We start from the raw sequence: 23,076 nt of genomic DNA, 5'->3' as shown, positions 1-23,076 counted from the left end.
TTAAAACTCTAGCACCCCTCCCCCTTGCGGGGAGGGGCCGGGGGTGGGGGTGTCAGCACGGACGCCGGGAGCTTTGCACCATTCCGACCGAGCCGATCGCTCGGCCAAGCGAATGCGTCGCGAGCCGACCTTGGCGGAAAAGCTGTTCTGGAAGGCGCTGAGGAAAGTCGAGATCCCCGGATCTCACTTTCGTCGCCAGGCGCCATTCGGGCCTTACATCGTGGACTTCGTCTGTCATCACCATCGACTGATCGTCGAGGTTGACGGCGCGGTTCACGACCTGGACCACGTGGCTATCCGCGACGCCGAACGCCAAGCCTGGCTGGAGGGGCGCGGGTACCGGGTGATCCGGGTTCCCAACTCGCAGGCCATCAACGACCCGTATTCGGTCGTCGAACAAATCCTAGCGCTCGTCGGCGCTGGCACCCCCACCCCTAACCCCTCCCCGCAAGGGGGAGGGGAACCATAAGAGGAAGCGATCCCTATGGATTTCAACTTCACCGAAGAGCAGTCGATGGTTCGCGACACGGTCGCGAGCTTCCTGCGGGACAAGTACGACTTCGACACGCGCCGCAAGATCGTCAGCTCGGACGCCGGCTGGCGCGCCGACTACTGGAAGGCCTTCGCCGAGGAGCTGGGCATTCTGGGCGCCTCGTTCAGCGAAGAGCTGGGCGGTCTGGGCGGCGGTCCGATCGACAACATGATCGTCATGGAGGAGTTCGGTAAGGCGCTGGTCATCGAGCCCTATCTGGGCACCGTGGTGATCGGCGGCGGCTTCATGAAGCACTCGGGCTACGCCGGCGCGGCGTCGGTCATCGAGGGCATCGTCGGCGGGACCACCACCATCGCCTTCGCCTATGCCGAGCCGCAGGCCCGCTACACCTGGCGCGACCTGAAGACGACGGCCAAGAAGGACGGTTCGGGCTGGGTGCTGAACGGCCACAAGGCCGTCGTGGTCGGCGCCCCGTTCGCCAGCCACCTGATCGTCACGGCCCGCACCGGCGGCGCCCAGCGCGACGCGGGCGGCGTCGGCGTGTTCCTGATCGACAAGAACCTGCCGGGCGTCGTCACCCGCGACTATCCGACCGTCGACGGCAACCGCGCCTCGGAAGTCTATTTCGAGAACGTCTCGGTCCCGGCCGACGCGCTGATCTCGGAAGACGGCCTGGACCTGGTCGACCGCGTGATCGACGAGGCCACCGCCGCCGTCGGCGCCGAGGCCGTGGGCGTGCTGCGCAAGCTTCACGAGGGCACGCTGGACTACGCCAAGCAGCGCAAGCAGTTCGGCACGGCCATCGCCAACTTCCAGGTGCTGCAGCACCGCATGGTCGACATGTTCATCGAGGTCGAGCAATCGGTGTCGATGACCTATATGGCTACCATCAAGGTCGAGGAAGACGCCGCCGAGCGCGCCAAGGCCGTGTCGGCCATGAAGGTCCGCGTGGGCCGCGCCTGCAAGTTCGTGGGCCAGAACGCCATCCAGATCCACGGCGGCATGGGCATGACCGACGAGCTGGCCATCGGCCACTATTTCAAGCGCGCCAGCCTGATCGAGGGCCTGTTCGGCTCGGTCGATCACCACCTGAAGCGCTACGAAGCCTTGTCCTTCGACGCCGCGGCCTGACGCGGCGCGCGGATCGGAGGCTCGAGATCGTCGAAGCCGCCCGCGTCATGGCGACGCGGGCGGCTTTTTCGTGGGCGCCGCGCCGCGCGGATCTTGGGCGCAAGGCGGAGCTTTGTTCTGGCGGAGCACGCGGACGCAAAGCCTTTCGGGGCTTCGATTGGCGGAAAATGGAAACGTGTACGGACTATTCCGCGACGGCGTCGCTCGGCCGGCGGCGCGGCTTCGTCCGCACGCTGATATGATCTTTACACAGATTATTATCTTGCGCGCGCCGGCGACCGGCGCATGCTCGCCTCCGACGCGCTGACGACTAGGAGGGTGAGAGCCCCTGTAAGCCGCGCGCGTCTCCTGGTCCTAACGGCTATGTCTGGGAGACGCCGCCATGAACGTATCGAAGATGAACCACGCGATGTTCTCGTTCGCGCTGCTGGGCGGGATGCTGGTGGGCGGCCGGCCGAGTTCGAGGCCGCCCAGGTCGTCGTCCGAGAAGTCTGGAAAGCGATAGTCCCATACGCGCGGTGAGCGCGACGGCAAGCGGGGAACCCTCACCCCGAGCTTTTCGCGGGGCGAGGGTTCCGGCCCGGGCGGCGTTTAGCCCTTCTTGGCGGCGGTGTTGCAGTCGGCCAGGCCGGCGTCGTCCAGCGTCTTGCCGCGATAGTTGAACATCGTCACCTCGCCCAGTTGCCCCGCCAGCTTGCGGCAGGCGCGGCCGACCGGCAGCGAGGGCACGGTGAGCGCGCTGCAGGCGTCGGCCTTGCAACGCCAGACGACGCCCTCGTGGATGAATTGCTCGGTCGTGGTGGCGGTCTTGAGCTTCAGCGAGGCGCTCTCGGTGTCGGCGGCGTTGGCGAGGCCGGCGAACATCAGGGCGCAGGCGGTCAGGCCCGCGAAAACAGCGGTACGCATATCTTTGATCTCCTATCCCCGCGCCGGATGGGAGTTCCGACGCATGGGCGCGCGGCGTTCGGCGAACGGCGGCCCAGCGTCATAGTGCGTCTTTTTTAGAAACTAAGTCAATCGGCGAAGCGCCGCCGGCGCGCCGGCCTGGTAGATTTCCGCGTTCCAGGCCAGGAGGGCCGGCGTCACGTCCTCGGCGCGCTCGACCGCGCGCCAGGCGTCGGCGAGGCTGGGCGGGGTCAGGCGCGCATCGATCGTATGCCGGATCAGCGCGAAGAACGGGTCCCAGAAGCCGGCGGGGTTATGGAACACGATCGGCTTCTGGTGAAGATCTAAACGACGCCAAGATAGCAATTCGACGATTTCTTCCAGGGTGCCGATGCCGCCGGGCAGCACGACGAAGGCGTCGGCGCGCTCGAACATCATCATCTTGCGCTCGTGCATGTTGTCGACGACCACCGTCTCGACGTCGTCGAACGGCTGCTCGCGGCCGCGCAGGAAGGTCGGGATGATTCCCAGCACCGCGCCGCCGGCCGAATGGGCGCCGCGCGCCGTCGCGCCCATCAGCCCGACGCCGCCGCCGCCATAGATCAGCTTCAGGCCCGCGCGCGCGAAGCTCTCGCCGATCCGATACGCGTCGGCGATGTACGACGGCTCGGCGTCGTCGGAGGAGCCGCAGTAGACACAGACGGCGCCCAGGCGGCTAGACACGTCGGGCATCGTCGTCCACTCCACACACAAGACAGGGCCCGCCGGAGATGCGAGCCCTTCGATCGTTCCTATTTGAGGCCGCATGATCAGGATTCGCTTCCCGGCTTTCAAGGCTTCGATCGTCGCGGCGAGCGCGGCGTTGCTGACCGCGTGCGAACCCGGCGCGCCGGTGGCCCCCGAACGCCCGGACAAGCCCGACAGCGCCGAGGCCGGCTATGTCGCGCCGCCGGTGGTCGAGGCCGCGCGACGGGAGGGCGATCGGGTGATCCTCTCGGGCCAGGGCGCGCCCGACGCGGACGTGCGCCTGGGTTCGCCGACCGGCGAAGCGGTGATGAGCAAGACCGACGCCAAGGGGCGCTGGAACCTGGCGGTGCGCGCCGCGCCGGGCGTCCGACTGTTTGGCCTCTCGACGACCAGGGACGGTCGCGCGGTGCAGGCCGAAGGCTATGTCATGGTCGCGGAGGGCGGGGAGGTGGCGCTGCTGCGCGCGGGCGCGGGCGCCGAACGCCTGGCGCGGGGATCCAGCTCGCCGCGCATCCTCGCCGTCGATGTCGATCGCGAGGGCGGGGCGGTGGTGTCGGGCGTCGCCGCGCCGGGCGCGGGCCTGAACGTACGCGTCGACCGCGTCACCCGCGGCGGCGGCCGCACGGACGACGCCGGGCGGTTCTCGATCTCGCTGAACGCGGCGATGACTCCCGGTCCGCACGACATCCAGGTCGCCGGCGAGGGCGGGGAGGACGCCGCCTCCGTCGTGGTCTCGCCCGCGCGGCCCCTCGTCGCGGGACCGGTTCGCGCCGACCGTTTGGCCGAGGGCTGGCGGGTCGACTGGATGACGCCGGGCGGCGGGATCCAGACCACCCTGCTGATCGGCGGCGCGTCCTGATGCGCGGTCTGGGCGGGCCGTCGAAGCGCGTCGCCGTGCCGGGCGCGGTGGCCAAGGCCGAGCAGCCGGTGCGCTTCTGGCGGGCGATGAGCGATCTGGCGCGGCTGGTCGCGAGGTCCGGCGCGCCCGGTCTGCGCTGGCGCGTGGTCGTGGCCCTGGCCCTGACCCTGGCCGGCAAGGCCCTGGGCGTGCTGGCGCCGCTGATGCTGGGCAAGGCGGTCAACCACCTCTCCGCCGGACACGGCGCGGCGGCGGCCGTCACCTGGGCGTTCGCCGGGCTGGCGGGCGGCTGGGCCTTTGTCCGGTTCGTGTCGGCCGCCGCGCCCCAGGCGCGCGACGCGGTGTTCACCCCCGTGGCGCAGGCGGCCCAGAACCGCGCGGCGGTCGAGACCTTCGCCCACGCGCTGTCGCTGTCGATCGATTTCCACCAGTCCAAGCGCACCGGCTCGCTGTCGCGGGTGATCGATCGCGGCGCGCGGTCGATGGACTTCCTGCTGCGCGGCCTGGTCTTCAACGTCGCGCCCACCGCCGTCGAGCTGGTCATGGCCGCGATCGTGCTGGCCAAGGCCTATGACTGGCGGTTCGCGGCCGTGGCCCTGGCGACGGTGGGGATCTATGGCTACGCCACCTTCGCCATCTCGGACTGGCGGATCGGCCATCGGCGGGTGTTGAACGACGCCGACGCCGAGGCGGCCGGCCGGGCGGTCGACGCCTTGCTGAACTACGAGACCGTCAAGTCGTTCGGCGCCGAGGCGCGGGCGGTCTCGGGCTATGGCCGGGCGCTGGACGTCTATGGCGCGGCGCAGGTCAAGGCGACCAATTCGCTGAACCTCTTGAACATCGTCCAGTCGGCGGTGATGAGCCTGGGCCTCGGCGCCATGGCCGTGCTGGCCGGCGGCCAGGCGGCGGCCGGGCGGATCGGGCCGGGCGACGTCACCGCCGCGGTGCTGATCCTGATCAACCTCTACGCCCCGCTGAACATCCTGGGCTTCGCCTATCGCGAGATCCGCCAGTCCCTGATCGACATGGAGGCGATGCTGGAGCTGCGCCGCCAGACCGCCGACGTCGCCGATCGTCCGGACGCCCGCGACCTGCCGCCGTGTCCCGACCAGCGCGGCGGGGCGGTGACGTTCGAGCGCGTCTCGTTCCGCCACGGCGCGCGCTCGGAGGGCCTGTCGGACGTCTCGCTGACCGTCGCGCCGGGCAGCACCGTGGCCATCGTCGGCCCGTCGGGGGCGGGGAAGACGACGCTGGTGCGGCTGGCCCTGCGGATGATCGATCCTCAAGAGGGTCGCGTGACGCTGGACGGCCAGGACCTGCGCGATCTGAAACAGGCCTCGCTGCGGCGGGCGGTGGCGCTGGTGCCGCAGGACGTGGCGCTGTTCAACGACACCCTGGCGGCCAATATCGCCTTCGCCCGGCCCGACGCGTCGGAGGCGCAAGTATGGGCGGCGGCCGAGGCCGCGGAGCTGGGCGAGTTCATCCGCAACCTGCCCGAGGGCATGGACACCAAGGTCGGGGAGCGCGGCCTGAAGCTGTCCGGCGGCGAGCGCCAGCGGGTCGGCATCGCCCGGGCGCTGCTGGCCGAGCCGCGCGTGCTGATCCTGGACGAGGCGACCAGCGCCCTGGACAGCCGCACCGAGGCGGCGATCCAGGCGACCTTGCGCAAGGCGCGGGCGGGCCGAACCACCTTGGTGGTGGCGCACCGCCTGTCGACGATCGCCGACGCCGACGAGATCATCGTCCTGCGCCGGGGCAAGGTGGTCGAGCGCGGCCGCCACGAGGCGCTGCTGGAGGCCGGCGGCGAATACGCCGCGCTGTGGCGACGCCAGACCCGCGAGCGCGAGCCGGTTCAGGGTCAGTTTTAGGGCCAGTTTTAGGGATTGTGGTCGGGGAGGCGGGGTCTATATCCGTCGCCGGGTCTTCGAGAGGAGCTTTCGTCTTGCGCTATCTGCACACCATGGTCCGCGTCCGCGACCTGGACGCCTCGCTGCGGTTCTATTGCGAGGGCCTGGGCCTGCGCGAAATGTACCGGACGGAGAACGAGAAGGGGCGCTTCACCCTGGTGTTCCTGGCCGCCCCGGGCGACGTGGAGCTGGCCAAGGAGCGCAAGGGGCCGATGGTCGAGCTGACCTACAACTGGGACGACGAGGACTATGGCGGCGCGCGCAATTTCGGCCACCTGGCCTACCGCGTCGACAATATCTACGAGACCTGCCAGCGACTGATGGACATGGGCGTGACGATCAACCGCCCGCCGCGCGACGGCCACATGGCCTTCGTCCGCTCGCCCGACAACATCTCGGTCGAGCTGCTGCAGGAAGGCGACCTGCCGCCGGCGGAGCCCTGGGTCTCGATGCCGAACGTCGGCGCCTGGTAGCCGTTCACGAGCCGGCTGGCGGGGCCGGGCGGGCCAGTTCCTCCAGCCGCCGGCGCGGCGCGTCGGCGATGCCGGCCCACAGGATGCGCGCGAGCTCCAGGCGGTAGGCGGCGGCATAGCCGGTCACGAACATCGGATTGACCCCGTCGATCAGCGCGCGGGACAGGTCCTTGCGCACCAGGACGGCCTTGCGGTCCACGGGCGGGTCGCCGTCGCCGGCGGCGACGCGCTTGTCCAGCTCGATCGCCGCGTGCACCGCGAGATTGATCAGGGCCGGCAGCTCGCTGACGTCGAGGCGGAGCTTGGCCCGCGTCTCCGCCTTCGCGCCCGGCGCGAGCTCGAAGTCCAGGGTGGCGACCACGCGCTGGAGCGTGGCGGGCCAATGGTCATCGGCGGTGGTCATGGTTCGGATCGTCGCTCCCCCGAGCGTGGTCAAGCTTCCCGGATAGCGCTGTTCGCGGAAGGATCAATCCCTCGTCACGGCTCATCCTCGTTTTCGGGGCGCTCTGGAAAATCGCCGGTCAAGGTCCCACCTGCGATCGGCGCCAGAGCGCGCGCCGTAAGCGAGGTTTCCATGTCGGATCTGTCCGCCTTCCCTATCACCCAGCGCTGGCCCGCCCAGCACCCCGACCGCATCCAGCTCTATTCGCTGCCGACGCCCAACGGGGTTAAGGTCTCCATCATGCTGGAGGAGACGGGCCTGGCTTACGAGCCGCACCTGATCGACATCACCCAGAACGAGACCTGGGGCCCCGAATTCCTGTCGCTGAACCCGAACGGCAAGATCCCGGCGATCCTCGATCCCGACGGCCCCGGCGGCAAGCCGCTGGCCCTGTTCGAGTCCGGCGCGATCCTGGTCTATCTGGCCGAGAAGACCGGCAAGTTCCTGCCCGCCGATCCGGCGGCGCGGTACGAGACCCTGCAGTGGGTGATGTTCCAGATGGCCGCCATCGGCCCGATGTTCGGCCAGCTCGGCTTCTTCCACAAGTTCGCGGGCAAGGACTACGAGGACAAGCGCCCGCGCGATCGCTACGCCGCCGAGTCCAAGCGCCTGCTGGGCGTGCTGGAGGCGCGCTTGGCCGACCGGCCGTGGCTGATGGGCGACGACTACACGATCGCCGACATCGCCACGCTGGGCTGGGTCCGCAACCTGATCGGCTTCTACGGGGCCGGCGAGCTCGTCGACTACGGCGCGCTGAGGAACGTGCCGCGCTGGCTGGAGGCGGGTCTGGCGCGCCCGGCCGTGCAGCGCGGCCTGGAGATTCCCAAGCGCGGCTGACGCGGTTCGCGGCCCTGCGACTCTTTGGTCGGCGGGCCGTGAATTAGGGTTCCATTAACCATGAATCTCCGACTTTGAGCGTGTCTTCCTTGAAGGCACCCACCATCACTGACTTCTTCAGCCCGGCCGCCAAGCCGGGCTGTTTTTTTGAAATTAGGCGCTTGCATCGGCCGATCCGGGCGGCTATCACGCGGCCTCTTCTGAGAGCGACCTGTTCCGCGGTAGCTCAGTGGTAGAGCAGCCGGCTGTTAACCGGCTGGTCGTAGGTTCGAATCCTACCCGCGGAGCCACTCTCGTCTTCCCTGAAAATCAGAGCTCTTCGACGCGTCGTCGGCGCGCGCGCCCGGTGTCTCGCGTTGGCGACATGACCGCTTGCGCCGACTCGAACGTCTCGCTATCAGGCGGCCTCTTCTGAGAGCGACCTGTTCCGCGGTAGCTCAGTGGTAGAGCAGCCGGCTGTTAACCGGCTGGTCGTAGGTTCGAATCCTACCCGCGGAGCCACGCCACCCCAGCCTCAATCCCAGGCCGGCTTCGACCGGATCGTCAGCGGGACGCCGCCCTCGGCGTGGACCGCGACCCGGTCGCCCTGGCGCTCGAAGGTCAGGTCGACGGTGTCGGCCCCGACCCTCAGACGCTCCACCCGCAGGCGGTCGATGCCGATCGGCAGGTGCGGATCGACGAGCACGATCTCGCCGCGATTGGCGTCGATGGCGATCCCCAGGCACGCCTGCAGCATCATGAACACCGACCCGGCCGCCCAGGCCTGCGGCAGGCACGCCACCGGATAGGCCACCGGCGGCTCGCCGGGCGAGCGGGGAAAGCCGCAGAAGAGCTCCGGCAGGCGCATGCCCATCCGGCTGGCCGTCTCGAACAGGTCCGCGGTTAGGTTCACCACCCCCTGGCGCTCGCCGTAGCGGGACAGGCCCATGACGCACAGCGCCGTGTCGTGCGGCCAGACCGATCCGTTATGGTAGCTGATCGGGTTGAAGCGCGCCTCGCCCGCCGCCAGGGTCCGCACCCCCCAGCCCGAATTGAACGGCGCGGACAGCAACTGATCGCTGACCTTGCGCGCGCGCTCGGGCGAGGGCAGGCCGCAGAACAGCAGGTGACCGGGGTTCGAGGACAAGACCCGGCAAAGCTGTCCCTGGCCGTCGACGGCGATGCCGTAGAAGTTCCGCTCGTCCATCCAGAACAGGGTCTCGACCTTCTGGCGCAGCGTCTCGGCCTTCTGTTTCCAGACGCCGGCCTGGCCGATCTCGCCGCGCCGTTCGGCCAGCCGCGCCATGGCCCGGTAGGCGGCGAAGGCGTAGCCCTGAACCTCGACGAGGGCGATCGGGCCGGAGGGGTAGCGCCCGTCGGCGTGGAAAACGCTGTCCTCGCTGTCCTTCCAGCCCTGGTTGGAAAGGCCGCTGTCCTGGCCGCGCGCGTAGTCGATAAGGCCGTCGCCGTCGCTGTCGCCGTCGTGTTCGATCCAGTGCATGGCGCGCTCGAGCGCGGGCCAGAGTTCGTCGATCAGCCGATCGTCGCCGGTCCGTTCCTGGTAGGCGCCGGCCAGGGCCACGAACAGCGGCGTGGTGTCGACCCCGCCGTAGTAGCGCCCGAAGGGCACCTCGCCCAGCGCCGGCATCTCGCCCTTGCGGGTCTCGTGCATGATCTTGCCGGGCGCGCTGTCGCGGAAGGCCGAGCGCTCCTGGGCCTGGTGGGCGGCCAGATAGCGCAGCACGCCCTTGGCCAGCGAAGGCTCGAACCACAGGATCTGCCAGGCGGTGATGATCGCGTCGCGCCCGAAGGCGGTCGAGAACCAGGGGATCCCGGCATAAGGGTAGGGGCCGGTCTCCATGCGCGTGGTCAGAAGGGCGAGATCCGAGCGGGACTTGCCGAGCCACTCGTTGAACAGCCGGCCGGAACTGCTCAGCCGCGCCCCGTGGCGTCGGCGGGCCCGCATGTCCCAGCGCGCCCGCGCGGCGGCGTCGCGAAAGCGCTCGCGGCTGGGGATGTGGCCGTCGGTGACGCCGATCTCGACATAGAGCTCGGTGACGCCCTCGGCGCGCAGCGAGAACATGAACTCGGCCTTGTGGGCCGAAAGCCTGTACGGCGCGTCCGAGAAGGCGATGAACGAAGAGCGCTCGACGCCGTCCAGGCCGATATAGCTGTAGGCCACGCGACGGCCGTCGACGTGCGGCGGCCCCTTGGTCCCGCGCCGGGCGCGATGGGCGCCGCGCACCTCGAACATGTCGCGGAAGTCGGCGTCGAACTCCAGCGTCATCGGCAGCAGCACGGTGTCGCGGCTGTAGTTGACGCAGCGAATGCGCTCGTACAGCCGCTCGCCCCACAGGAAGCGCTTGCGCTCGATGTGCAGCACGCCCGGCGGCCCCATCCGCTCGCCCGGATAGGGGAGGGCCTGGTTGGTGCTGTTGCAGGTGAAGAAGACGTTGTCGTGGGCGACCGCCGCCGACAGCAGCGACGGCGCCCGGCCGCCCAGGCGGAGGCGGTAGGAGGACAGGATGCGGGTGTCGTTGTGAAACAGCCCGTCGCCCTGGCCGGCGATGTCGCCGAACGCGTCGGCGACGATGAACGTGTCCTTGTCCTTGAGCGCGTAGAGAGTCTGCGGCGCGCGGACGTCCGCCGTCACGCCGTCGTCGACCGGCGGCTCCATGGCCGGCGCGATAGTCTGCATGGCCCCTCCTTGATCACGCGCTGGCGGCCAGCTCGACGAGCGACGGATACACCGCGGCCCCGTCGCGAAGCTTTTCGTAGAGCGCGACGTATCGCCGGGCCATCGCCTCGGACGAGAACCGCTCCTCGAAACGCCGACGCACTCGGTTTCGATCCAGGGCCGGGGTCCGAAGGATGGCCTCGGCGGCCTGGTCGTCGTTGTCGACGATGAAGCCGGTCAGGCCGTGATCGATCACCTCCGGCACCGAGCCGCAGCGATAGGCCACCACCGGCGTGCCGCACGCCATGGCTTCGATCATCACCAGGCCGAAGGGCTCGGGCCAGTCGATGGGGAAGAGCAGGGCGTCCGCGCCGCCCAGGAACGCGGACTTCTGGTGGTCGCCGATCTCGCCGATGAACTCGATCAGCGGCTCATCGCGCATCATCGGCGCGATCACCTCGTCGAAATAGCCGCGGTCGGCGCTGTCGACCTTGGCGGCGATCCTCAGGCGTTTGCCGAGCCGCTTGGCCAGCCCGATGGCGCGGTCGGGGCGCTTCTCGGGCGAGATGCGGCCGAGGAAGGCGAGATAGCCGTCGCTCTTCGGAGAGAAGCGGTAGAGGTCGGCGTTCATGCCGTGGTGCACGGTGCCGGCCCAATTGGCGAAGGGCAGGGGGCGGCGCTGGTCGTCGCTGATCGAGACCAGCGGGAACTGCGGCCAGCGCTTGTAGACGGCGGGCAGGTCCTTCAGGTCCAGGCGCCCATGCAGCGTGGTCAGGGTCCGCTCCGCCCGGTCGGCGAAGAAGGGGAACTGGACCATGTCGGTGTGGAAGTGGACGATGTCGAACTGGTCGGCCAGGGCGCGCACCTCGGCCAGCTGGGCCAGGTGGGCGGCGAGGTCGGACTTCAGCGGCGCGGGGTCCAGGCGGATGGCCTGGTCGCGCACCGCGACCAGCTTGGCCTTGGTCTCGGCTTCGGCGCTGGCGAACAGGGTGACGTCGTGACCCAGATCGACGAGGGCGTCGGTCAGGTGGGCGACGACCCGCTCGGTGCCGCCGTACAGGCGCGGCGGGACGGCCTCGTAGAGAGGCGTAACCTGGGCGATCTTCATGGGGCGGGCCTTGAACGGATGAACGGGGAACGCGGCGATCGTCCGCCCCGGAATAGTTCCGCGCCCCCTCATTTGGTTCCCGCGCCGCCACGTTTTCGCCCCGGTTCGGAGACCCGACCCGGTGTCGCGCGGCGATTATCGAGATCGGTCCTGACGCGCGAGGCGCTCGCGCTGTTCGCGCAGATCCCGCTGGCGGCGCCGCCAGCGTCCATAGATCCGCCGCGCTCGATCATCGATCCACGGCAGGCAGTAGATTAGCGCTAGAACGGCGACCGACACGGCGATCACCAGCATCGCCTTAGACATGGCATTCCCCACGATAGCCAAGCTGCGGGCGTTTCCCCCGAACCGCCGAACGTCTTTATATCTGCTGCTTATTCACCAAGCGTCGATCGCGATCAATCGACCTTAGGTGACAGTCAAGAACACTGTTCGCGATGACTTTATCAGGACAGTCACGCGAACATTCACACACGGCGGTGACGTTTTTAAGGCCTTCGCCGGGCTCGGCGGAGCACGCGCGGCTTGGGATCGGATTGCCTTCGGACAATCGGCGGACCTATAAGCCTGCTCGAACGTCCAGCCGACCGAGAGATTCCATGAGCACCGACTTCGCCGCCGCGCGGCTGAACATGGTCGAGAGCCAAATCCGCACCGCCGACGTCACCGACCTGCCCCTGCAGGACGCGCTGCGGGTCGTTCCGCGCGAAACGGTCGTGCCGGCCGCCAAGGCCTATCTGGCCTATGCCGACGCCGACATCGAGTACGCGCCGGGCCGCTGGCTGCTGCGCCCTCGCGAAGTGGGCAAGCTGCTGCAGATCCTGCGACCGCGCGAGGGCGAGCGCGCCCTGGCGATCGCCGCGCCCTACGCGGCCCTGGTGCTCGAGACCATGGGCCTGGCCGTCACCCGCGTCGAGGGCGACGACCTGAAGGCCACGCCGCCCGGCCCGTTCGACGTGATCATCTGCGAAGGCGCCGTGGCCGTCGCGCCCAAGGCCTGGCAGGACGCCCTGGCCGTCGGCGGGCGTCTAGGCGTGATCGAGCGCACCGGCCCGGTGGGCCGCGCGACGATCTATCTGCGCGCGGAGGACGGCGTCGGTCGCCGTCAGGCCTTCGACGCCTCGCCGCCGGTTCTGGCGGGCTTCGCGCTCGAGACCGGCTTCAGCTTCTAATCGTCGGCCCGAGCCGCAACGTGCGCGTGAAAAAAGCTTAACTGGCGGCGACTGGCGGTCAGACTTACACGCGATCATATTGTGGGCGAGCGCGGACCGCGCGTGATTGGGGATAGGATTTAGATGTCGAATCGTCGCCGGGCCGGACTGCTGGCCGCCGCATGTGGCGCGGGCCTGATGGCCGGCTTGCTTTCCGTCGCGCACGCCGAGACCCTGGCCGACGCGATCGCCCTGGCCTACCAGACCAATCCGACGCTGCAGCAGCAGCGCGCCAGCGCGCGCATCGTCGACGAAGGCGTGGTCCAGGCCAAGACGGGCTTCCGTCCCACCGTCGGCGTCACCGCCGACATCACCGGCTCGGAAACCGATCCGCCCGGCGGGCGGGCCAACGTCAAGACCTCGGGCAGCAGCGCCACGCTGTCGGTCAGCCAGCCGCTCTATACCGGCGGGCGGGTCAGCGCGACGCTGAGCGCCGCCGAGGCCGACGTGCTGGCGGCCCGCGAGAACCTGCGCGCGGTCGAGCAGAGCGTGCTGGTCAGCGTGGTCCAGGCCTATGTCGACGTGCGCCGCGACCAGGAGCGCCTGCGCATCGCCAAGGAGAACGTCGCGGTCCTGCAGCGCCAGCTGGAAGAGTCCAAGGCCCGCTTCGACGTCGGCGAGATCACCCGCACCGACGTCGCCCAGTCGCAGGCGCGTCTGGCCTCGGCCAAGGCCGGTCTGTCGGCCGCTCAGGCGCAGCTGGAGATCAGTCGGGCGTCCTACAGCGCCGTCGTCGGTCAGACGCCGGGCGACCTGGCCCCCGAACCCAGCCTCGCGGGCCTGCTGCCCGGCGCGGTCGACCAGGCCTTCGACGCCGCCCAGACCACCAATCCCGGCGTGACGGCGGCCAAGTACAACGAAGAGGCGGCCGCCGCGCGCGTCGCCGTCGCCAGGGCCGGCTATCGGCCCACCGTCTCGGCCCGCGCGGGCCTTGGCTATTCGGCCGGCCGGACCGCCGGCGTCGGCAGCCAGTTCGACGACTATTCCCGCACGATCTCGGGCGGGATCACCGCCTCGGTGCCGATCTTCACCGGCGGCCTGACCACCTCGCAGGTGCGCGCCGCCACCGAGCGCGAGAACGCCGCCCGCGGCGCCACCGAGAGCGCCAAGCGGACCGCCATCCAGCAGGTCTCGAACGCCTGGAGCAATCTGACCGCCTCGCGCGCCGCCCTGGTCTCGAACGAGGAGCAGGTTCGCGCCAGCCGCATCGCCTTCGAGGGCGTGCGCCAGGAGCAGCAGGTCGGCCTGCGCACCACGCTGGACGTGCTGAACGCCCAACTGGAGCTGTCCAACGCCGAGGTCGCCCTGGTCGGCGCGCGTCGCGACGAATATCTGGCCAGCGCGGTGGTCCTGCAGGCCATGGGTCAGCTGGGCGTGAGCAAGCTGTCCTCGACCTCGACCGCCTACGATCCCAAGGCGTCCTACGATCGCGTGACCCACAGCGTGGGCTGGGTGCCGTGGGAGCCGGTGGTCGAGGCGATCGACAAGGTCGGCGCCCCGTCGGTGAAGCCGGCCTCGCGGCCGTCGAACGGCGCGAACTAGGCCCGTTAACCGCGTCGATTTCGCCCAGTCACAGACTTGCGCTTGCTTAAGCCGCGCAAGTCTGCACCATCGCGGCTAAGTGCGTCCCAAAGCGCACAAGGATTCGTACCTCTTTCCGACGGCCCCCGCACATGTCCGATCAGAGCTCTCAAGAACCCACGATGGAGGAGATCCTCGCCTCCATCCGACGCATCATCTCGGAAGATGACGCGCCGGCGGAGCCTGCGGCCGAGGCGGCCCCGCCGCCGGCGCCCGAACCCGATCCGGAGCCGGTCGAGGACGACGTTCTGGAACTGACCGACCCGATCGCGCCGCAGCCCGAGCCCGAGCCGCTGGCGACCGTCGGCGATATCGACGTCTATTCGCCGCCGGAACCGGCGCCGGAGCCGGCCTACACGCCGCCGCCGGCCGCGCCCGCGTTCAATCGCGACCAAGTGGCCGACGCCCTGGTGGGCGATCACGCCGCCTCGGCCGCCGCTTCGGCGTTCGGCAGCCTGAGCTCGGCCCTGCTGATGCCCAAGGACGGCCGCACCCTGGAAGACGTCGTACGCGAGCTGCTGCGCCCGCTGCTCAAGGAGTGGCTGGACCAGAACCTGCCGCGCATCGTCGAGACCAAGGTCGAGGAAGAAGTCCACCGCATTTCGCGCGGTCGCGGCGTCTAAGACTTCCGAAGATCCGAGAAATCGAGGCGGTCGCCGCGGCGGCCGCCTTTTTCGTTTCGCATCGCTTCAAGAAATCCTGGCCTAAAGGTTCCCCGACCGGGCCGCAGATGGCATATCCGCACCGCCATGCTCGAAAAGACCTTCGATCCCCAATCCGTCGAACCCCGCCTGTACGCCGCCTGGGAGGCCTCCGGGGCCTTCAAGCCCAGCGAGGATCCGAACGCCGAGCCGTTCGTGATCGTGATCCCGCCGCCGAACGTGACGGGCAGCTTGCACATCGGCCACGCGCTGAACAACACGCTGCAGGACGTGCTGACCCGCTTCCACCGCATGCGCGGCAAGGCCGCCCTGTGGCTGCCGGGCACCGACCACGCGGGCATCGCCACCCAGATGGTCGTCGAGCGCCAGCTGGCCGCCGCCGGCAATATCGGCCGCCGCGACATGGGCCGCGAGGCCTTCGTCGACAAGGTCTGGGAATGGAAGGCGCAGAGCGGCGGGGCGATCACCAACCAGCTACGGCGCCTGGGGGCGTCGTGCGACTGGTCGCGCGAGCGCTTCACCCTGGACGAGGGCCTGTCGGCCGCCGTCCGCAAGGTGTTTGTCACCCTCTACAAGCAAGGCCTGCTGTACCGTGACAAGCGCCTGGTCAACTGGGACCCCCAGTTCCAGACCGCCATCTCCGACCTCGAGGTCGAGCAGAAGGAGGTCGACGGGGCCTATTGGCACTTCGCCTATCCGCTGGCCGATGGGGTGACCTACCAGCACCCGATCGCCTTCGACGAGGACGGCAAGCCGACCGAATACGAGACCCGCGACTACATCGTCGTGGCGACCACGCGTCCGGAGACGATGCTGGGCGACACCGGCGTCGCGGTTCACCCTGACGACGAGCGCTACAAGGGCCTGGTCGGCAAGTTAGTGACCCTGCCGATCGTCGGCCGCCGCATCCCGATCGTCGCCGACGACTACGCCGACCCGACCAAGGGCTCGGGCGCGGTGAAGATCACCCCGGCGCACGACTTCAACGACTTCGGCGTCGGCAAGCGCGCTGGACTGGAAGCCATCAACATCCTGACGGTCGAGGCCAAGCTGAACGAGGCCGTTCCGGCCGAGTACCAGGGCATGGACCGCTTCGTCGCGCGCAAGGCCATTGTCGCCCGCGCCGAGGAAGAGGGCTGGCTGAAGGCGATCGAGAAGACCAAGCACATGGTCCCGCACGGCGACCGGTCGGGCGTGGTCATCGAGCCCTTCCTGACCGACCAGTGGTACGTCGACGCCAAGACCTTGGCCCAGCCGGCCCTGAAGGCGGTCGAGAGCGGCGAGACGGTCTTCGAGCCCAAGCACTGGGAAAAGACCTATTTCGAATGGCTGCGCAACATCGAGCCCTGGTGTGTCTCGCGCCAACTCTGGTGGGGCCACCGCATCCCGGCGTGGTTCGGTCCGGAAGGCGCGATCTTCGTCGAGGAGACGGAAGAGGCCGCCTACGCCGCCGCGCGCGCTCGGTTCGGCAATGACGTCGTCCTGACCCAGGACGAAGACGTCCTCGACACCTGGTTCAGCTCGGCCCTGTGGCCGTTCTCGACCCTGGGCTGGCCCGAGAAGAGCGCCGATCTGGCCAAGTTCTACCCGACCAGCACCCTGGTGACGGGCTTCGACATCATCTTCTTCTGGGTCGCCCGGATGATGATGATGGGCATGCACTTCATGGACGGCGTCCCGCCCTTCCGCCAAGTGTTCATCAACGCCCTCGTCCGCGACGAGAAGGGCGCGAAGATGAGCAAGTCCAAGGGCAACGTGATGGATCCGCTGATCCTGATCGACGAACTGGGCTGCGACGCGGTGCGCTTCACGCTCACCGCCATGTCGGGCCAGGCGCGCGACATCAAGCTCTCCAAGCAGCGCATCGAGGGCTATCGCAACTTCGGCACCAAGCTGTGGAACGCCTCGCGCTTCGCCCAGATGAACGAGTGCGTCCGCGTCGAGGGCTTCGATCCGGCCACCGTCCAGCAGACGATCAACAAGTGGATCCGGGGCGAGACGGTGAAGACCGTCGCCGAGGTGACCAAGGCGCTCGAAGCGCCGGCCTTCGACGAGGCGGCGGGCGCGCTCTACCGCTTCGTCTGGAACGTCTTCTGCGACTGGTACCTGGAGCTGGCCAAGCCGATCCTGAACGGCGACGACGCCGTCGCCAAGGCCGAGACCCGCGCCACCGCCGCCTGGGCGCTCGATGTGATCCTGAAGCTGCTGCACCCGGTGATGCCGTTCATCACCGAGGAGCTGTGGGAGAAGACCGCCGAGTTCGGTCCGGCCCGCGACAGCATGCTGATCTCGGCGAAGTGGCCCGAGCTGCCCGCCGACTGGATCGACGCCGAGGCCGAGGCCGAGATCGGCTGGCTCGTTCAGACCGTGGGCGAGATCCGCTCCATCCGCGCCGAGATGAACGTGCCGCCGTCGGCCAAGCCCGCTCTGACCGTGGTTGGCGCGGGTCCGGAGACCAAGGCCCGCCTGGCGCGCCATCGTGACCTGCTGCTGACCCTGGCGCGCCTCGACAGCGCCCGCGAAGCCGACGCCGCGCCGGCGGGCTCGGTCCCGATCGTGATGGGCGAGGCGACCGGCGCCCTGGCGATCGCCGAGTTCATCGACCTCGCCGCCGAGAAGGCCCGCCTGACCAAGGAAATCGCCGGCCATGTCGGCGAGATCGAGAAGGTCGGCAAGAAGCTCGGCAACCCCGATTTCCTGGCCCGCGCCAAGGAAGAGGTGGTCGAGGAAAACCGCGAGCGTCTCGCCGAGGCCGAAGCGGCGAAGGCCAAGCTCGAAGCGGCGCTCAGCCGCCTGGAGTCGGTGGGGTAACCCATCCCGTCATCCCGCGCCTTGTGCGCGGGACCCATCCGCCCGCCGCGGGTGCGGAGCAGAATGAAGTTCCCACGCTAAAGCTGAACCATGGGTCACGCGCATTAAGCGCGGGATGACGGCGGGTGGAGTGTAGGCCTAACCCTGGGGAACACGCCCTAACTTATCAATGTTCCCTTAGGCTCAAACGGACGTTTGCATCCGGCTTTCGGCTGTGCTCTCTGGTTCCTGAACGCGCCCATCGCACAAGGCGCGACAGACCATACCGGGAGAGTAATCATGACCCAGGCCGCCGCCGCCGCGCCCGTTCCGTGGCCCGCCATGTCCGTCCAGCAGGCCTATGCGCTGATCACCCAGCCGGGCACGCCGGGCGAGATGGAAGAGGTCGAGATCCGGGGCGTCAAGACGCGGACCTGGAAGAACGCGCCGCCCTCCCTGCGCGACACCCTGCTGGTCGGCCGCACGCACGGCGAGAAGATCTTCCTGGTGCACGAGGACGAGCGGGTCAGCTTCGAGGCCTTCTACCGCGCCGTGACCCACATGGCGGCCGAGCTGGAGGCGTTCGGGGTCCGGAAGGGCGACCGGGTCGCGATCGTGATGCGCAACCTGCCCGAATGGCCGGTGGCCTTCTATGGCGCGCTGTCGGTCGGCGCGATCGTGACGCCGCTGAACGCCTGGTGGACGGGGCCCGAGCTGGAATACGGCCTCGTCGATTCCGGGGCCAAGGTCGCCATCGTCGATGTCGAGCGGTATGAGCGTCTGGCCGAGCACCTGCACAACTGTCCGGAGCTGAAGCGGGTCTATGTCAGCCGCTCGCCCGAGGAAATCACCCACCCCTACGTGACCCACCTGGAGAGCGCGATTGGCGGGGCCAAGGATTGGGCGGGCCTTGCCGAAAAGCCGCTGCCCGCCGTGGCGATCGCGCCGGACGACGACGCGACGATCTTCTACACCTCGGGCACGACCGGAAAGCCCAAGGGCGCGATCGGCACGCACCGCAACATCAACAGCAACATCTTCGCCGCCGCCGCCGCCGCCGCGCGCGCCTTCCTGCGACGCGGCGAGGCGCCGCCCCAGCCCGATCCCAACGCGCCGCAGAAGGGCTCGCTGATCTCGGTGCCTTTCTTCCACGCCACCGGCTGCTTCGCGGTGCTGAACCCGTCGCTGTTCGGCGGCGCCAAGCTGGCCATGATCCGCAAGTGGGATCCCGAAAAGGCCATGCAGCTGATCCAGGACGAGAAGCTGACCCAGATGGGCGGCGTGCCGACCATCGCCTGGCAGATCATCGAGCATCCCAGCCGCCCGAATTACGACCTGTCGTCGATCGAGAACGTCGCCTATGGCGGCGCGCCGTCGGCGCCGGAGCTGGTGCGCAAGATCAAGGAAATCTGGCCCAAGGCCTCGCCCGGCAACGGCTGGGGCATGACCGAGACCTCGGCGACGGCGACCTCGAACTCGGCCGAGGACTACGAGAACCGCCCCGACTCTTGCGGCCCGGCCGTGCCGGTCACGGACCTGAAGATCATGACCGTCGACGCGCCCTATCGCGAGCTGCCGATCGGCGCGGTCGGCGAGCTGTGGTGCAAGGGTCCGCAGGTGGTGCGCGGCTACTGGAACAAGCCCGAGGCCACCGCCCAGACCTTCATCGACGGCTGGGTGCGGACCGGCGACCTGGCCCGCCTCGACGCCGAGGGCTTCTGCTTCATCATCGACCGCGCCAAGGACATGCTGATCCGCGGCGGCGAGAACATCTACTGCATCGAGGTCGAGAACTGCCTCTACGACCACCCGGCGGTGATGGACGCGGCCCTGGTCGGCATCCCGCACAAGACGCTGGGCGAGGAGCCGGCGGCGGTCGTCACCCTGAAGCCCGGCGCCAGCGCGACCGAAGCCGAGCTGCGCGCCTTCGTCGCCGACCGGCTCGCGGCCTTCAAGGTGCCGGTGAAGATCATCTTCTGGCCCGAGACCTTGCCGCGTAACGCCAACGGCAAGATCATGAAGAACGAGCTCAAGAAGGTGTTCGTCGAGGGGTAGGGCCCCTCGCGGGAGGCGCGAACCATGGTGCAGTCGAAGGCGGCGACGGTCGATGATTTCCTGCGGGAGGTCGAGCCGGCGCGCCGCCCGGCGCTGGACCGCCTTCGCGCGATGTGCGTGGAGCGCTTCGGCGCGCGAGCCGAGCGGATGGCGTTCGGCATGCCGTCCTACGGCGATCCCAAGACGCCTCTGATCTCGTTCAACAGCCAGAAGCAGTACATCGCCCTCTATGCCGGACGGGCGGCGCTGGACGCCTTTCCGGATCGGATGAAGGGCGTCGATCGCGGCGGCGGCTGCGCGCGCTGGAAGAAACCCGAGGCGATCGACTTCGAGCTGGTCGCCGACATCCTGGACCACGTCAAAGCCAACGGCCGGGGCGGCGGGTAAGCAGACTCATCCGCCGTCCTGGGCCTTGCGCCCCGGCCCGATCTTTCCGCCTCCCGACCATGGAAAAGAGCGCTCCACGGTCCCGTGGAGCGCTTCTTCCGTGTCATCGCCAAGCCCAAGCCTGGGTCCTCGCCACGAGGGCGAGGAAGGCGGGATATCTTGGGGTCAGGCGCTGACCGGCGGACGCCGGTGCGCCCAGGGCGCGGCCTCTTCCAACTGGTAGGCGAGGGCGAACAGCTGCGCCTCGCCGCCCGCGCGGCCGGCGAACTGCACCCCGACCGGCAGGCCGTCAGCCGTCCAGTGCAGCGGTACGCTCATCGACGGCGCGCCGGCGACGTTGTGCAGCGGGGTGTAGCCGACATAGGCCATCAGGCGCGCCTGCAGCTCCTCGAACGGCGCCCAGCCGGCCACATAGCCCAGCTCGACCGGCGGCATGCCCAGCACCGGCGAGACGATCACGTCGTACTGGGTCAGCCAGGCGTCATAGGCCTTGGCCACCGCGTTCAGGCGACCGATCGCGGCGGAGATGGCGCCGGGCGGCAGCTTGGAGACCAGCTGGGCCATGCCCAGGCTGAACGGCTCCAGCACCGAGGCGTCCGGCGCGCGGCCCATGGCCTTGGTCAGTTCGCCGACCAGTTCGGCGGCGCCGGCGGCCCACAGCACGGTGAAGTCCTGGCCGAACTGATTTCCGTCCATCGGCCAGGTGGTCGGCTCGACCTTGTGGCCGAGGTCCTTCAGCAGCTTGGCGGCGTCGTCGACGGCGGCCTTGACCTCCGGGTCGGGCGCGCGCCCGGCGCCGCCGTTCAGCACCAGACCGATCTTCAGCTTCTTCTTGAGCGGGTCGGTGACGACGCCGATCGGCTTGAACGGGGCGGATGGGTCGTGGCGTTCGGACGCGGCGAACAGGGCGGCGGAGTCGCGGACGCTGTGGGCGACGCAGTGCGAGACCGACAGGTCGATGCCGCGATCCCTCGGCCGATTCTGGATCAGCCGGCCACGCGAGGGCTTCAGGCCGAAGAGGCCGCAGTTCGACGACGGGATGCGGATCGAGCCGCCGCCGTCGCTGGCGTGGGCGATCGACACCATGCCCGAGGCGGTCGCCGCCGCCGCGCCGCCGGACGAGCCGCCCGAAGAGCGCGCGACGTTCCAGGGATTGCGGGTCGGCAGGAAGCCCATCGGCTCGGTGGTCGGCAGGAAGCCGTATTCCGGCGTCGCCGACTTGCCCAGGGTGATGAAGCCGGCCGCGTCGAAGGCGTCGATATAGGCGGTCTGGGTCGTCTCGGGCTGGGCCAGGATGGTGGCGCGCGTGCCGTAGCGGGTGCGCAGGCCCTTGTAGGGGTCTAGATCCTTGACCAGGAACGGCACGCCGGCGAACGGGCCAGTCAGGGCCCCGGCCTTGGCCTTGTCGAGGGCGCGCTCGAAGTCGGAGGCGACCACGGCGCGGACCTGGGGCTGCAGCGCCTCGATCTTGCGAATCGAGTCCTCGACCAGTTCGGCGGCGCTCACCTCCTTGCGGCGGACGCGGCCGGCGAGCTCGGTGGCGTCGGGCGTCCAGGCGGGCGGCGCGGCGGTCTTGGGCTTGCCCCAGGCCGAGGGCGCGGCCGCGATCGCGGCGGTGGCGGCCATCAGGCCGCGGCGGCTGAAACGCATGTTGGTCTCCCAGAGGATCGGCGTCTTCCGCGCCGGTGATCGCCGTTCAGTTCAACCCGAAGAGACCTTGGCCGCAAGCCCGTGCTAAACGGCGCGTTGTGTTTTCGGGGAGGCGAGGTGGCCAAGCAGCGGATCGACCAGTGGCTCGTGGAGCGCGGTCTCTTCGACAGCCGCGCCAAGGCTCGCGCCGCCGTCGAGGCCGGCCGGGTGAGCATCGGCGATCGGGTCGTCGCCAAGCCGTCCGAGGCGGTGGACGAGGACGCCGACGTCCGCGCCGAGGCCGCGCACCCCTGGGTGGGGCGCGGCGCGCTGAAGCTGGCCCACGCCCTGGCGCTCTGGCCGATCGCGGCGGACGGGCGGATCGCCGTCGATGTGGGCGCCTCGACGGGCGGCTTCACCGAGGTGCTGCTGGCGCGCGGCGCGGCGCGGGTGTTCGCGGTCGACGTCGGCCGCGATCAGCTGCACGCCAGGCTCAGGGGCGATCCGCGCGTCGTCGACCTGTCGGGCGTCGACGCCCGCGCGCTGGACGCGACCCTGGTCCCGACCGCGCCGGATCTGGTGGTCAGCGACGTCAGCTTCATCTCGTTGACCAAGGCCCTGCCGGCCGCGCTGGCCCTGGCCACGAGGGGCGCCGAGCTCGTGGCCCTGATCAAGCCGCAGTTCGAGGCGGGGCGCGAGCACGTCGGCAAGGGCGGGCTGGTCAAGGATCCCGAGGTCATCGCCCGGGTCGAGCGCGAGATCGCCGACTGGTTGGAGCGCTCGGGCTGGACCGTGAACGGCCTCGCGGAAAGCCCGATCACGGGCGGCGAGGGCCAGGTCGAGCGGCTGGTCTGGGCGACGAAACGCTGAACGCAAATCGGCCGCCCCTCGCGAGGCGGCCGATCGGGTGATCAGGCGAAAGCGGTCGTATTAGTCGACGACTTGATACTTGCCGCTGGCGTCGGGGCAGACGCGCACGAAGCGCTTCTGGACGCGGCCGTCCGGCAGGTAGATCGGGCTCTCGGCCAGGGTGCAGCCATTGACGTCGACCTGCGAGCGGTTGTCGACGCGATAGCCCTCGTGGCGCTCGTACGAGCGCTCGTAATAGCTGTCGCGGGCGGCGTCGCGGCGGGCGTCGTCATAGCCATAGCCGCTGGGGCGATAGGACGGATCGTCGTACGAGCCGTTGTAGGCGACCGGAGGCGGCGGGGGCGGGGGCGGCG

General features: G+C 69.3%; 21 protein-coding genes, 2 tRNA genes and 1 pseudogene. 16 read left to right on the top strand and 8 right to left on the bottom strand.

What is annotated here, in order from left to right; all coding sequences use genetic code 11:
• Window positions 1-43: 43 nt before the first annotated feature.
• The 3 genes from Q0V34_RS16965 (at window position 44) to Q0V34_RS16955 (ending at window position 2,129) form a co-directional block, all read left to right on the top strand.
• Window positions 44-469, top strand: a complete 426-nt coding sequence (locus tag Q0V34_RS16965) for an endonuclease domain-containing protein (RefSeq protein ID WP_367272084.1) — start codon at window positions 44-46, stop codon at window positions 467-469.
• A 15-nt stretch (window positions 470-484) separates the two neighbouring features.
• Window positions 485-1,624: an acyl-CoA dehydrogenase family protein gene (locus Q0V34_RS16960; protein ID WP_297514243.1), complete on the top strand. Its 1,140-nt coding sequence runs from the start codon at window positions 485-487 to the stop codon at window positions 1,622-1,624.
• Between the two features lie 367 nt (window positions 1,625-1,991).
• Window positions 1,992-2,129: a hypothetical protein gene (locus Q0V34_RS16955; RefSeq protein ID WP_297514271.1), complete on the top strand. Its 138-nt coding sequence runs from the start codon at window positions 1,992-1,994 to the stop codon at window positions 2,127-2,129.
• An 86-nt stretch (window positions 2,130-2,215) separates the two neighbouring features.
• Here Q0V34_RS16955 and Q0V34_RS16950 read toward each other — a convergent pair whose 3' ends face one another.
• Window positions 2,216-2,530 (bottom strand): hypothetical protein, encoded by a 315-nt coding sequence (locus tag Q0V34_RS16950; protein WP_297514240.1) that lies wholly within the window; start codon window positions 2,528-2,530, stop codon window positions 2,216-2,218.
• Window positions 2,531-2,632: 102 nt separating this feature from the next.
• Entirely contained in the window at window positions 2,633-3,241 is a 609-nt protein-coding gene (locus tag Q0V34_RS16945; RefSeq protein ID WP_297514237.1) for a TIGR00730 family Rossman fold protein, read from the bottom strand.
• A 73-nt stretch (window positions 3,242-3,314) separates the two neighbouring features.
• On the opposite strand from Q0V34_RS16945, the gene Q0V34_RS16940 reads away from it, so the two are divergent.
• From Q0V34_RS16940 to Q0V34_RS16930, 3 genes are all read left to right on the top strand, one after another.
• Window positions 3,315-4,115, top strand: coding sequence for a hypothetical protein (locus Q0V34_RS16940; protein WP_297514234.1), 801 nt, complete (start codon window positions 3,315-3,317; stop codon window positions 4,113-4,115).
• Entirely contained in the window at window positions 4,046-5,983 is a 1,938-nt protein-coding gene (locus Q0V34_RS16935; RefSeq protein ID WP_297514268.1) for an ABC transporter ATP-binding protein/permease, read from the top strand. Before Q0V34_RS16940 ends, Q0V34_RS16935 begins: the two co-directional genes overlap by 70 nt.
• A 74-nt stretch (window positions 5,984-6,057) precedes the next feature.
• A complete protein-coding gene (locus Q0V34_RS16930; RefSeq protein ID WP_297514231.1) occupies window positions 6,058-6,495 on the top strand; it encodes a VOC family protein in 438 nt (145 codons plus the stop codon).
• 4 nt (window positions 6,496-6,499) lie between these two features.
• Here the strand turns inward: Q0V34_RS16930 and Q0V34_RS16925 are convergent, their stop codons facing one another.
• On the bottom strand, window positions 6,500-6,898 hold the full coding sequence (locus Q0V34_RS16925; RefSeq protein WP_297514228.1) for a hypothetical protein: 399 nt from the start codon (window positions 6,896-6,898) through the stop codon (window positions 6,500-6,502).
• 171 nt (window positions 6,899-7,069) lie between these two features.
• On the opposite strand from Q0V34_RS16925, the gene Q0V34_RS16920 reads away from it, so the two are divergent.
• The 3 genes from Q0V34_RS16920 (at window position 7,070) to Q0V34_RS16910 (ending at window position 8,275) form a co-directional block, all read left to right on the top strand.
• The gene (locus tag Q0V34_RS16920; RefSeq protein ID WP_297514225.1) at window positions 7,070-7,774 is read left to right on the top strand and encodes a glutathione S-transferase N-terminal domain-containing protein; all 705 of its coding nucleotides are present in this window, start codon (window positions 7,070-7,072) and stop codon (window positions 7,772-7,774) included.
• Between the two features lie 215 nt (window positions 7,775-7,989).
• Window positions 7,990-8,064: transfer RNA gene (locus Q0V34_RS16915), tRNA-Asn, on the top strand.
• 136 nt (window positions 8,065-8,200) lie between these two features.
• Window positions 8,201-8,275: transfer RNA gene (locus tag Q0V34_RS16910), tRNA-Asn, on the top strand.
• A 13-nt stretch (window positions 8,276-8,288) separates the two neighbouring features.
• Here Q0V34_RS16910 and Q0V34_RS16905 read toward each other — a convergent pair.
• From Q0V34_RS16905 to Q0V34_RS16895, 3 genes are all read right to left on the bottom strand, one after another.
• Window positions 8,289-10,451 (bottom strand): amylo-alpha-1,6-glucosidase, encoded by a 2,163-nt coding sequence (locus tag Q0V34_RS16905; protein WP_297514222.1) that lies wholly within the window; start codon window positions 10,449-10,451, stop codon window positions 8,289-8,291.
• Between the two features lie 13 nt (window positions 10,452-10,464).
• The gene (locus Q0V34_RS16900; RefSeq protein ID WP_297514219.1) at window positions 10,465-11,538 is read right to left on the bottom strand and encodes a glycosyltransferase family 4 protein; all 1,074 of its coding nucleotides are present in this window, start codon (window positions 11,536-11,538) and stop codon (window positions 10,465-10,467) included.
• Between the two features lie 135 nt (window positions 11,539-11,673).
• Complete coding sequence (locus Q0V34_RS16895; protein ID WP_297514216.1) at window positions 11,674-11,844, bottom strand: hypothetical protein; 171 nt, start codon at window positions 11,842-11,844, stop codon at window positions 11,674-11,676.
• Window positions 11,845-12,137: 293 nt separating this feature from the next.
• Here Q0V34_RS16895 and Q0V34_RS16890 point away from each other — a divergent pair, with 293 nt between their 5' ends.
• From Q0V34_RS16890 to Q0V34_RS16865, 6 genes are all read left to right on the top strand, one after another.
• On the top strand, window positions 12,138-12,710 hold the full coding sequence (locus tag Q0V34_RS16890) for a protein-L-isoaspartate O-methyltransferase (protein WP_297514213.1): 573 nt from the start codon (window positions 12,138-12,140) through the stop codon (window positions 12,708-12,710).
• Between the two features lie 123 nt (window positions 12,711-12,833).
• A complete protein-coding gene (locus Q0V34_RS16885; protein ID WP_297514211.1) occupies window positions 12,834-14,291 on the top strand; it encodes a TolC family outer membrane protein in 1,458 nt (485 codons plus the stop codon).
• 131 nt (window positions 14,292-14,422) lie between these two features.
• The gene (locus Q0V34_RS16880) at window positions 14,423-14,953 is read left to right on the top strand and encodes a DUF2497 domain-containing protein (RefSeq protein WP_297514208.1); all 531 of its coding nucleotides are present in this window, start codon (window positions 14,423-14,425) and stop codon (window positions 14,951-14,953) included.
• 126 nt (window positions 14,954-15,079) lie between these two features.
• Window positions 15,080-17,803, top strand: a complete 2,724-nt coding sequence (locus Q0V34_RS16875; RefSeq protein WP_297514205.1) for a valine--tRNA ligase — start codon at window positions 15,080-15,082, stop codon at window positions 17,801-17,803.
• 279 nt (window positions 17,804-18,082) lie between these two features.
• On the top strand, window positions 18,083-19,837 hold the full coding sequence (locus Q0V34_RS16870) for a class I adenylate-forming enzyme family protein (RefSeq protein ID WP_297514202.1): 1,755 nt from the start codon (window positions 18,083-18,085) through the stop codon (window positions 19,835-19,837).
• Window positions 19,838-19,861: 24 nt separating this feature from the next.
• Window positions 19,862-20,224 carry a DUF1801 domain-containing protein gene (locus tag Q0V34_RS16865; RefSeq protein WP_297514199.1) on the top strand — a complete coding sequence of 121 codons (363 nt, stop codon included), beginning with the start codon at window positions 19,862-19,864 and terminating at the stop codon, window positions 20,222-20,224.
• 165 nt (window positions 20,225-20,389) lie between these two features.
• Here Q0V34_RS16865 and Q0V34_RS16860 read toward each other — a convergent pair whose 3' ends face one another.
• Complete coding sequence (locus tag Q0V34_RS16860) at window positions 20,390-21,874, bottom strand: amidase (RefSeq protein WP_297514195.1); 1,485 nt, start codon at window positions 21,872-21,874, stop codon at window positions 20,390-20,392.
• Window positions 21,875-21,991: 117 nt separating this feature from the next.
• Here Q0V34_RS16860 and Q0V34_RS16855 point away from each other — a divergent pair, with 117 nt between their 5' ends.
• The gene (locus tag Q0V34_RS16855) at window positions 21,992-22,723 is read left to right on the top strand and encodes a TlyA family RNA methyltransferase (RefSeq protein WP_297514192.1); all 732 of its coding nucleotides are present in this window, start codon (window positions 21,992-21,994) and stop codon (window positions 22,721-22,723) included.
• A gap of 60 nt (window positions 22,724-22,783) precedes the next feature.
• Here the strand turns inward: Q0V34_RS16855 and Q0V34_RS16850 are convergent.
• Window positions 22,784-23,076: pseudogene (locus Q0V34_RS16850) on the bottom strand (hypothetical protein); the annotation flags it as partial.

It is taken from the genome of uncultured Caulobacter sp., assembly GCF_947036865.1.
Classification (GTDB): Bacteria; Pseudomonadota; Alphaproteobacteria; order Caulobacterales; family Caulobacteraceae; genus Caulobacter.
This window is presented reverse-complemented; position numbering and strand designations above follow the sequence as displayed.

Excerpts from the sequence above, each read along its gene's own strand:
- Q0V34_RS16960 (WP_297514243.1), top strand. The coding sequence starts at position 485 with ATGGATTTCAACTTCACCGAAGAGCAGTCGATGGTTCGCGACACGGTC.
- Q0V34_RS16950 (WP_297514240.1), bottom strand. The coding sequence starts at position 2,530 with ATGCGTACCGCTGTTTTCGCGGGCCTGACCGCCTGCGCCCTGATGTTC.
- Q0V34_RS16945 (WP_297514237.1), bottom strand. The coding sequence starts at position 3,241 with ATGCCCGACGTGTCTAGCCGCCTGGGCGCCGTCTGTGTCTACTGCGGC.
- Q0V34_RS16940 (WP_297514234.1), top strand. The coding sequence starts at position 3,315 with ATGATCAGGATTCGCTTCCCGGCTTTCAAGGCTTCGATCGTCGCGGCG.
- Q0V34_RS16925 (WP_297514228.1), bottom strand. The coding sequence starts at position 6,898 with ATGACCACCGCCGATGACCATTGGCCCGCCACGCTCCAGCGCGTGGTC.
- Q0V34_RS16920 (WP_297514225.1), top strand. The coding sequence starts at position 7,070 with ATGTCGGATCTGTCCGCCTTCCCTATCACCCAGCGCTGGCCCGCCCAG.
- Q0V34_RS16905 (WP_297514222.1), bottom strand. The coding sequence starts at position 10,451 with ATGCAGACTATCGCGCCGGCCATGGAGCCGCCGGTCGACGACGGCGTG.
- Q0V34_RS16900 (WP_297514219.1), bottom strand. The coding sequence starts at position 11,538 with ATGAAGATCGCCCAGGTTACGCCTCTCTACGAGGCCGTCCCGCCGCGC.
- Q0V34_RS16895 (WP_297514216.1), bottom strand. The coding sequence starts at position 11,844 with ATGTCTAAGGCGATGCTGGTGATCGCCGTGTCGGTCGCCGTTCTAGCG.
- Q0V34_RS16890 (WP_297514213.1), top strand. The coding sequence starts at position 12,138 with ATGAGCACCGACTTCGCCGCCGCGCGGCTGAACATGGTCGAGAGCCAA.
- Q0V34_RS16885 (WP_297514211.1), top strand. The coding sequence starts at position 12,834 with ATGTCGAATCGTCGCCGGGCCGGACTGCTGGCCGCCGCATGTGGCGCG.
- Q0V34_RS16880 (WP_297514208.1), top strand. The coding sequence starts at position 14,423 with ATGTCCGATCAGAGCTCTCAAGAACCCACGATGGAGGAGATCCTCGCC.
- Q0V34_RS16875 (WP_297514205.1), top strand. The coding sequence starts at position 15,080 with ATGCTCGAAAAGACCTTCGATCCCCAATCCGTCGAACCCCGCCTGTAC.
- Q0V34_RS16870 (WP_297514202.1), top strand. The coding sequence starts at position 18,083 with ATGACCCAGGCCGCCGCCGCCGCGCCCGTTCCGTGGCCCGCCATGTCC.
- Q0V34_RS16865 (WP_297514199.1), top strand. The coding sequence starts at position 19,862 with ATGGTGCAGTCGAAGGCGGCGACGGTCGATGATTTCCTGCGGGAGGTC.
- Q0V34_RS16860 (WP_297514195.1), bottom strand. The coding sequence starts at position 21,874 with ATGCGTTTCAGCCGCCGCGGCCTGATGGCCGCCACCGCCGCGATCGCG.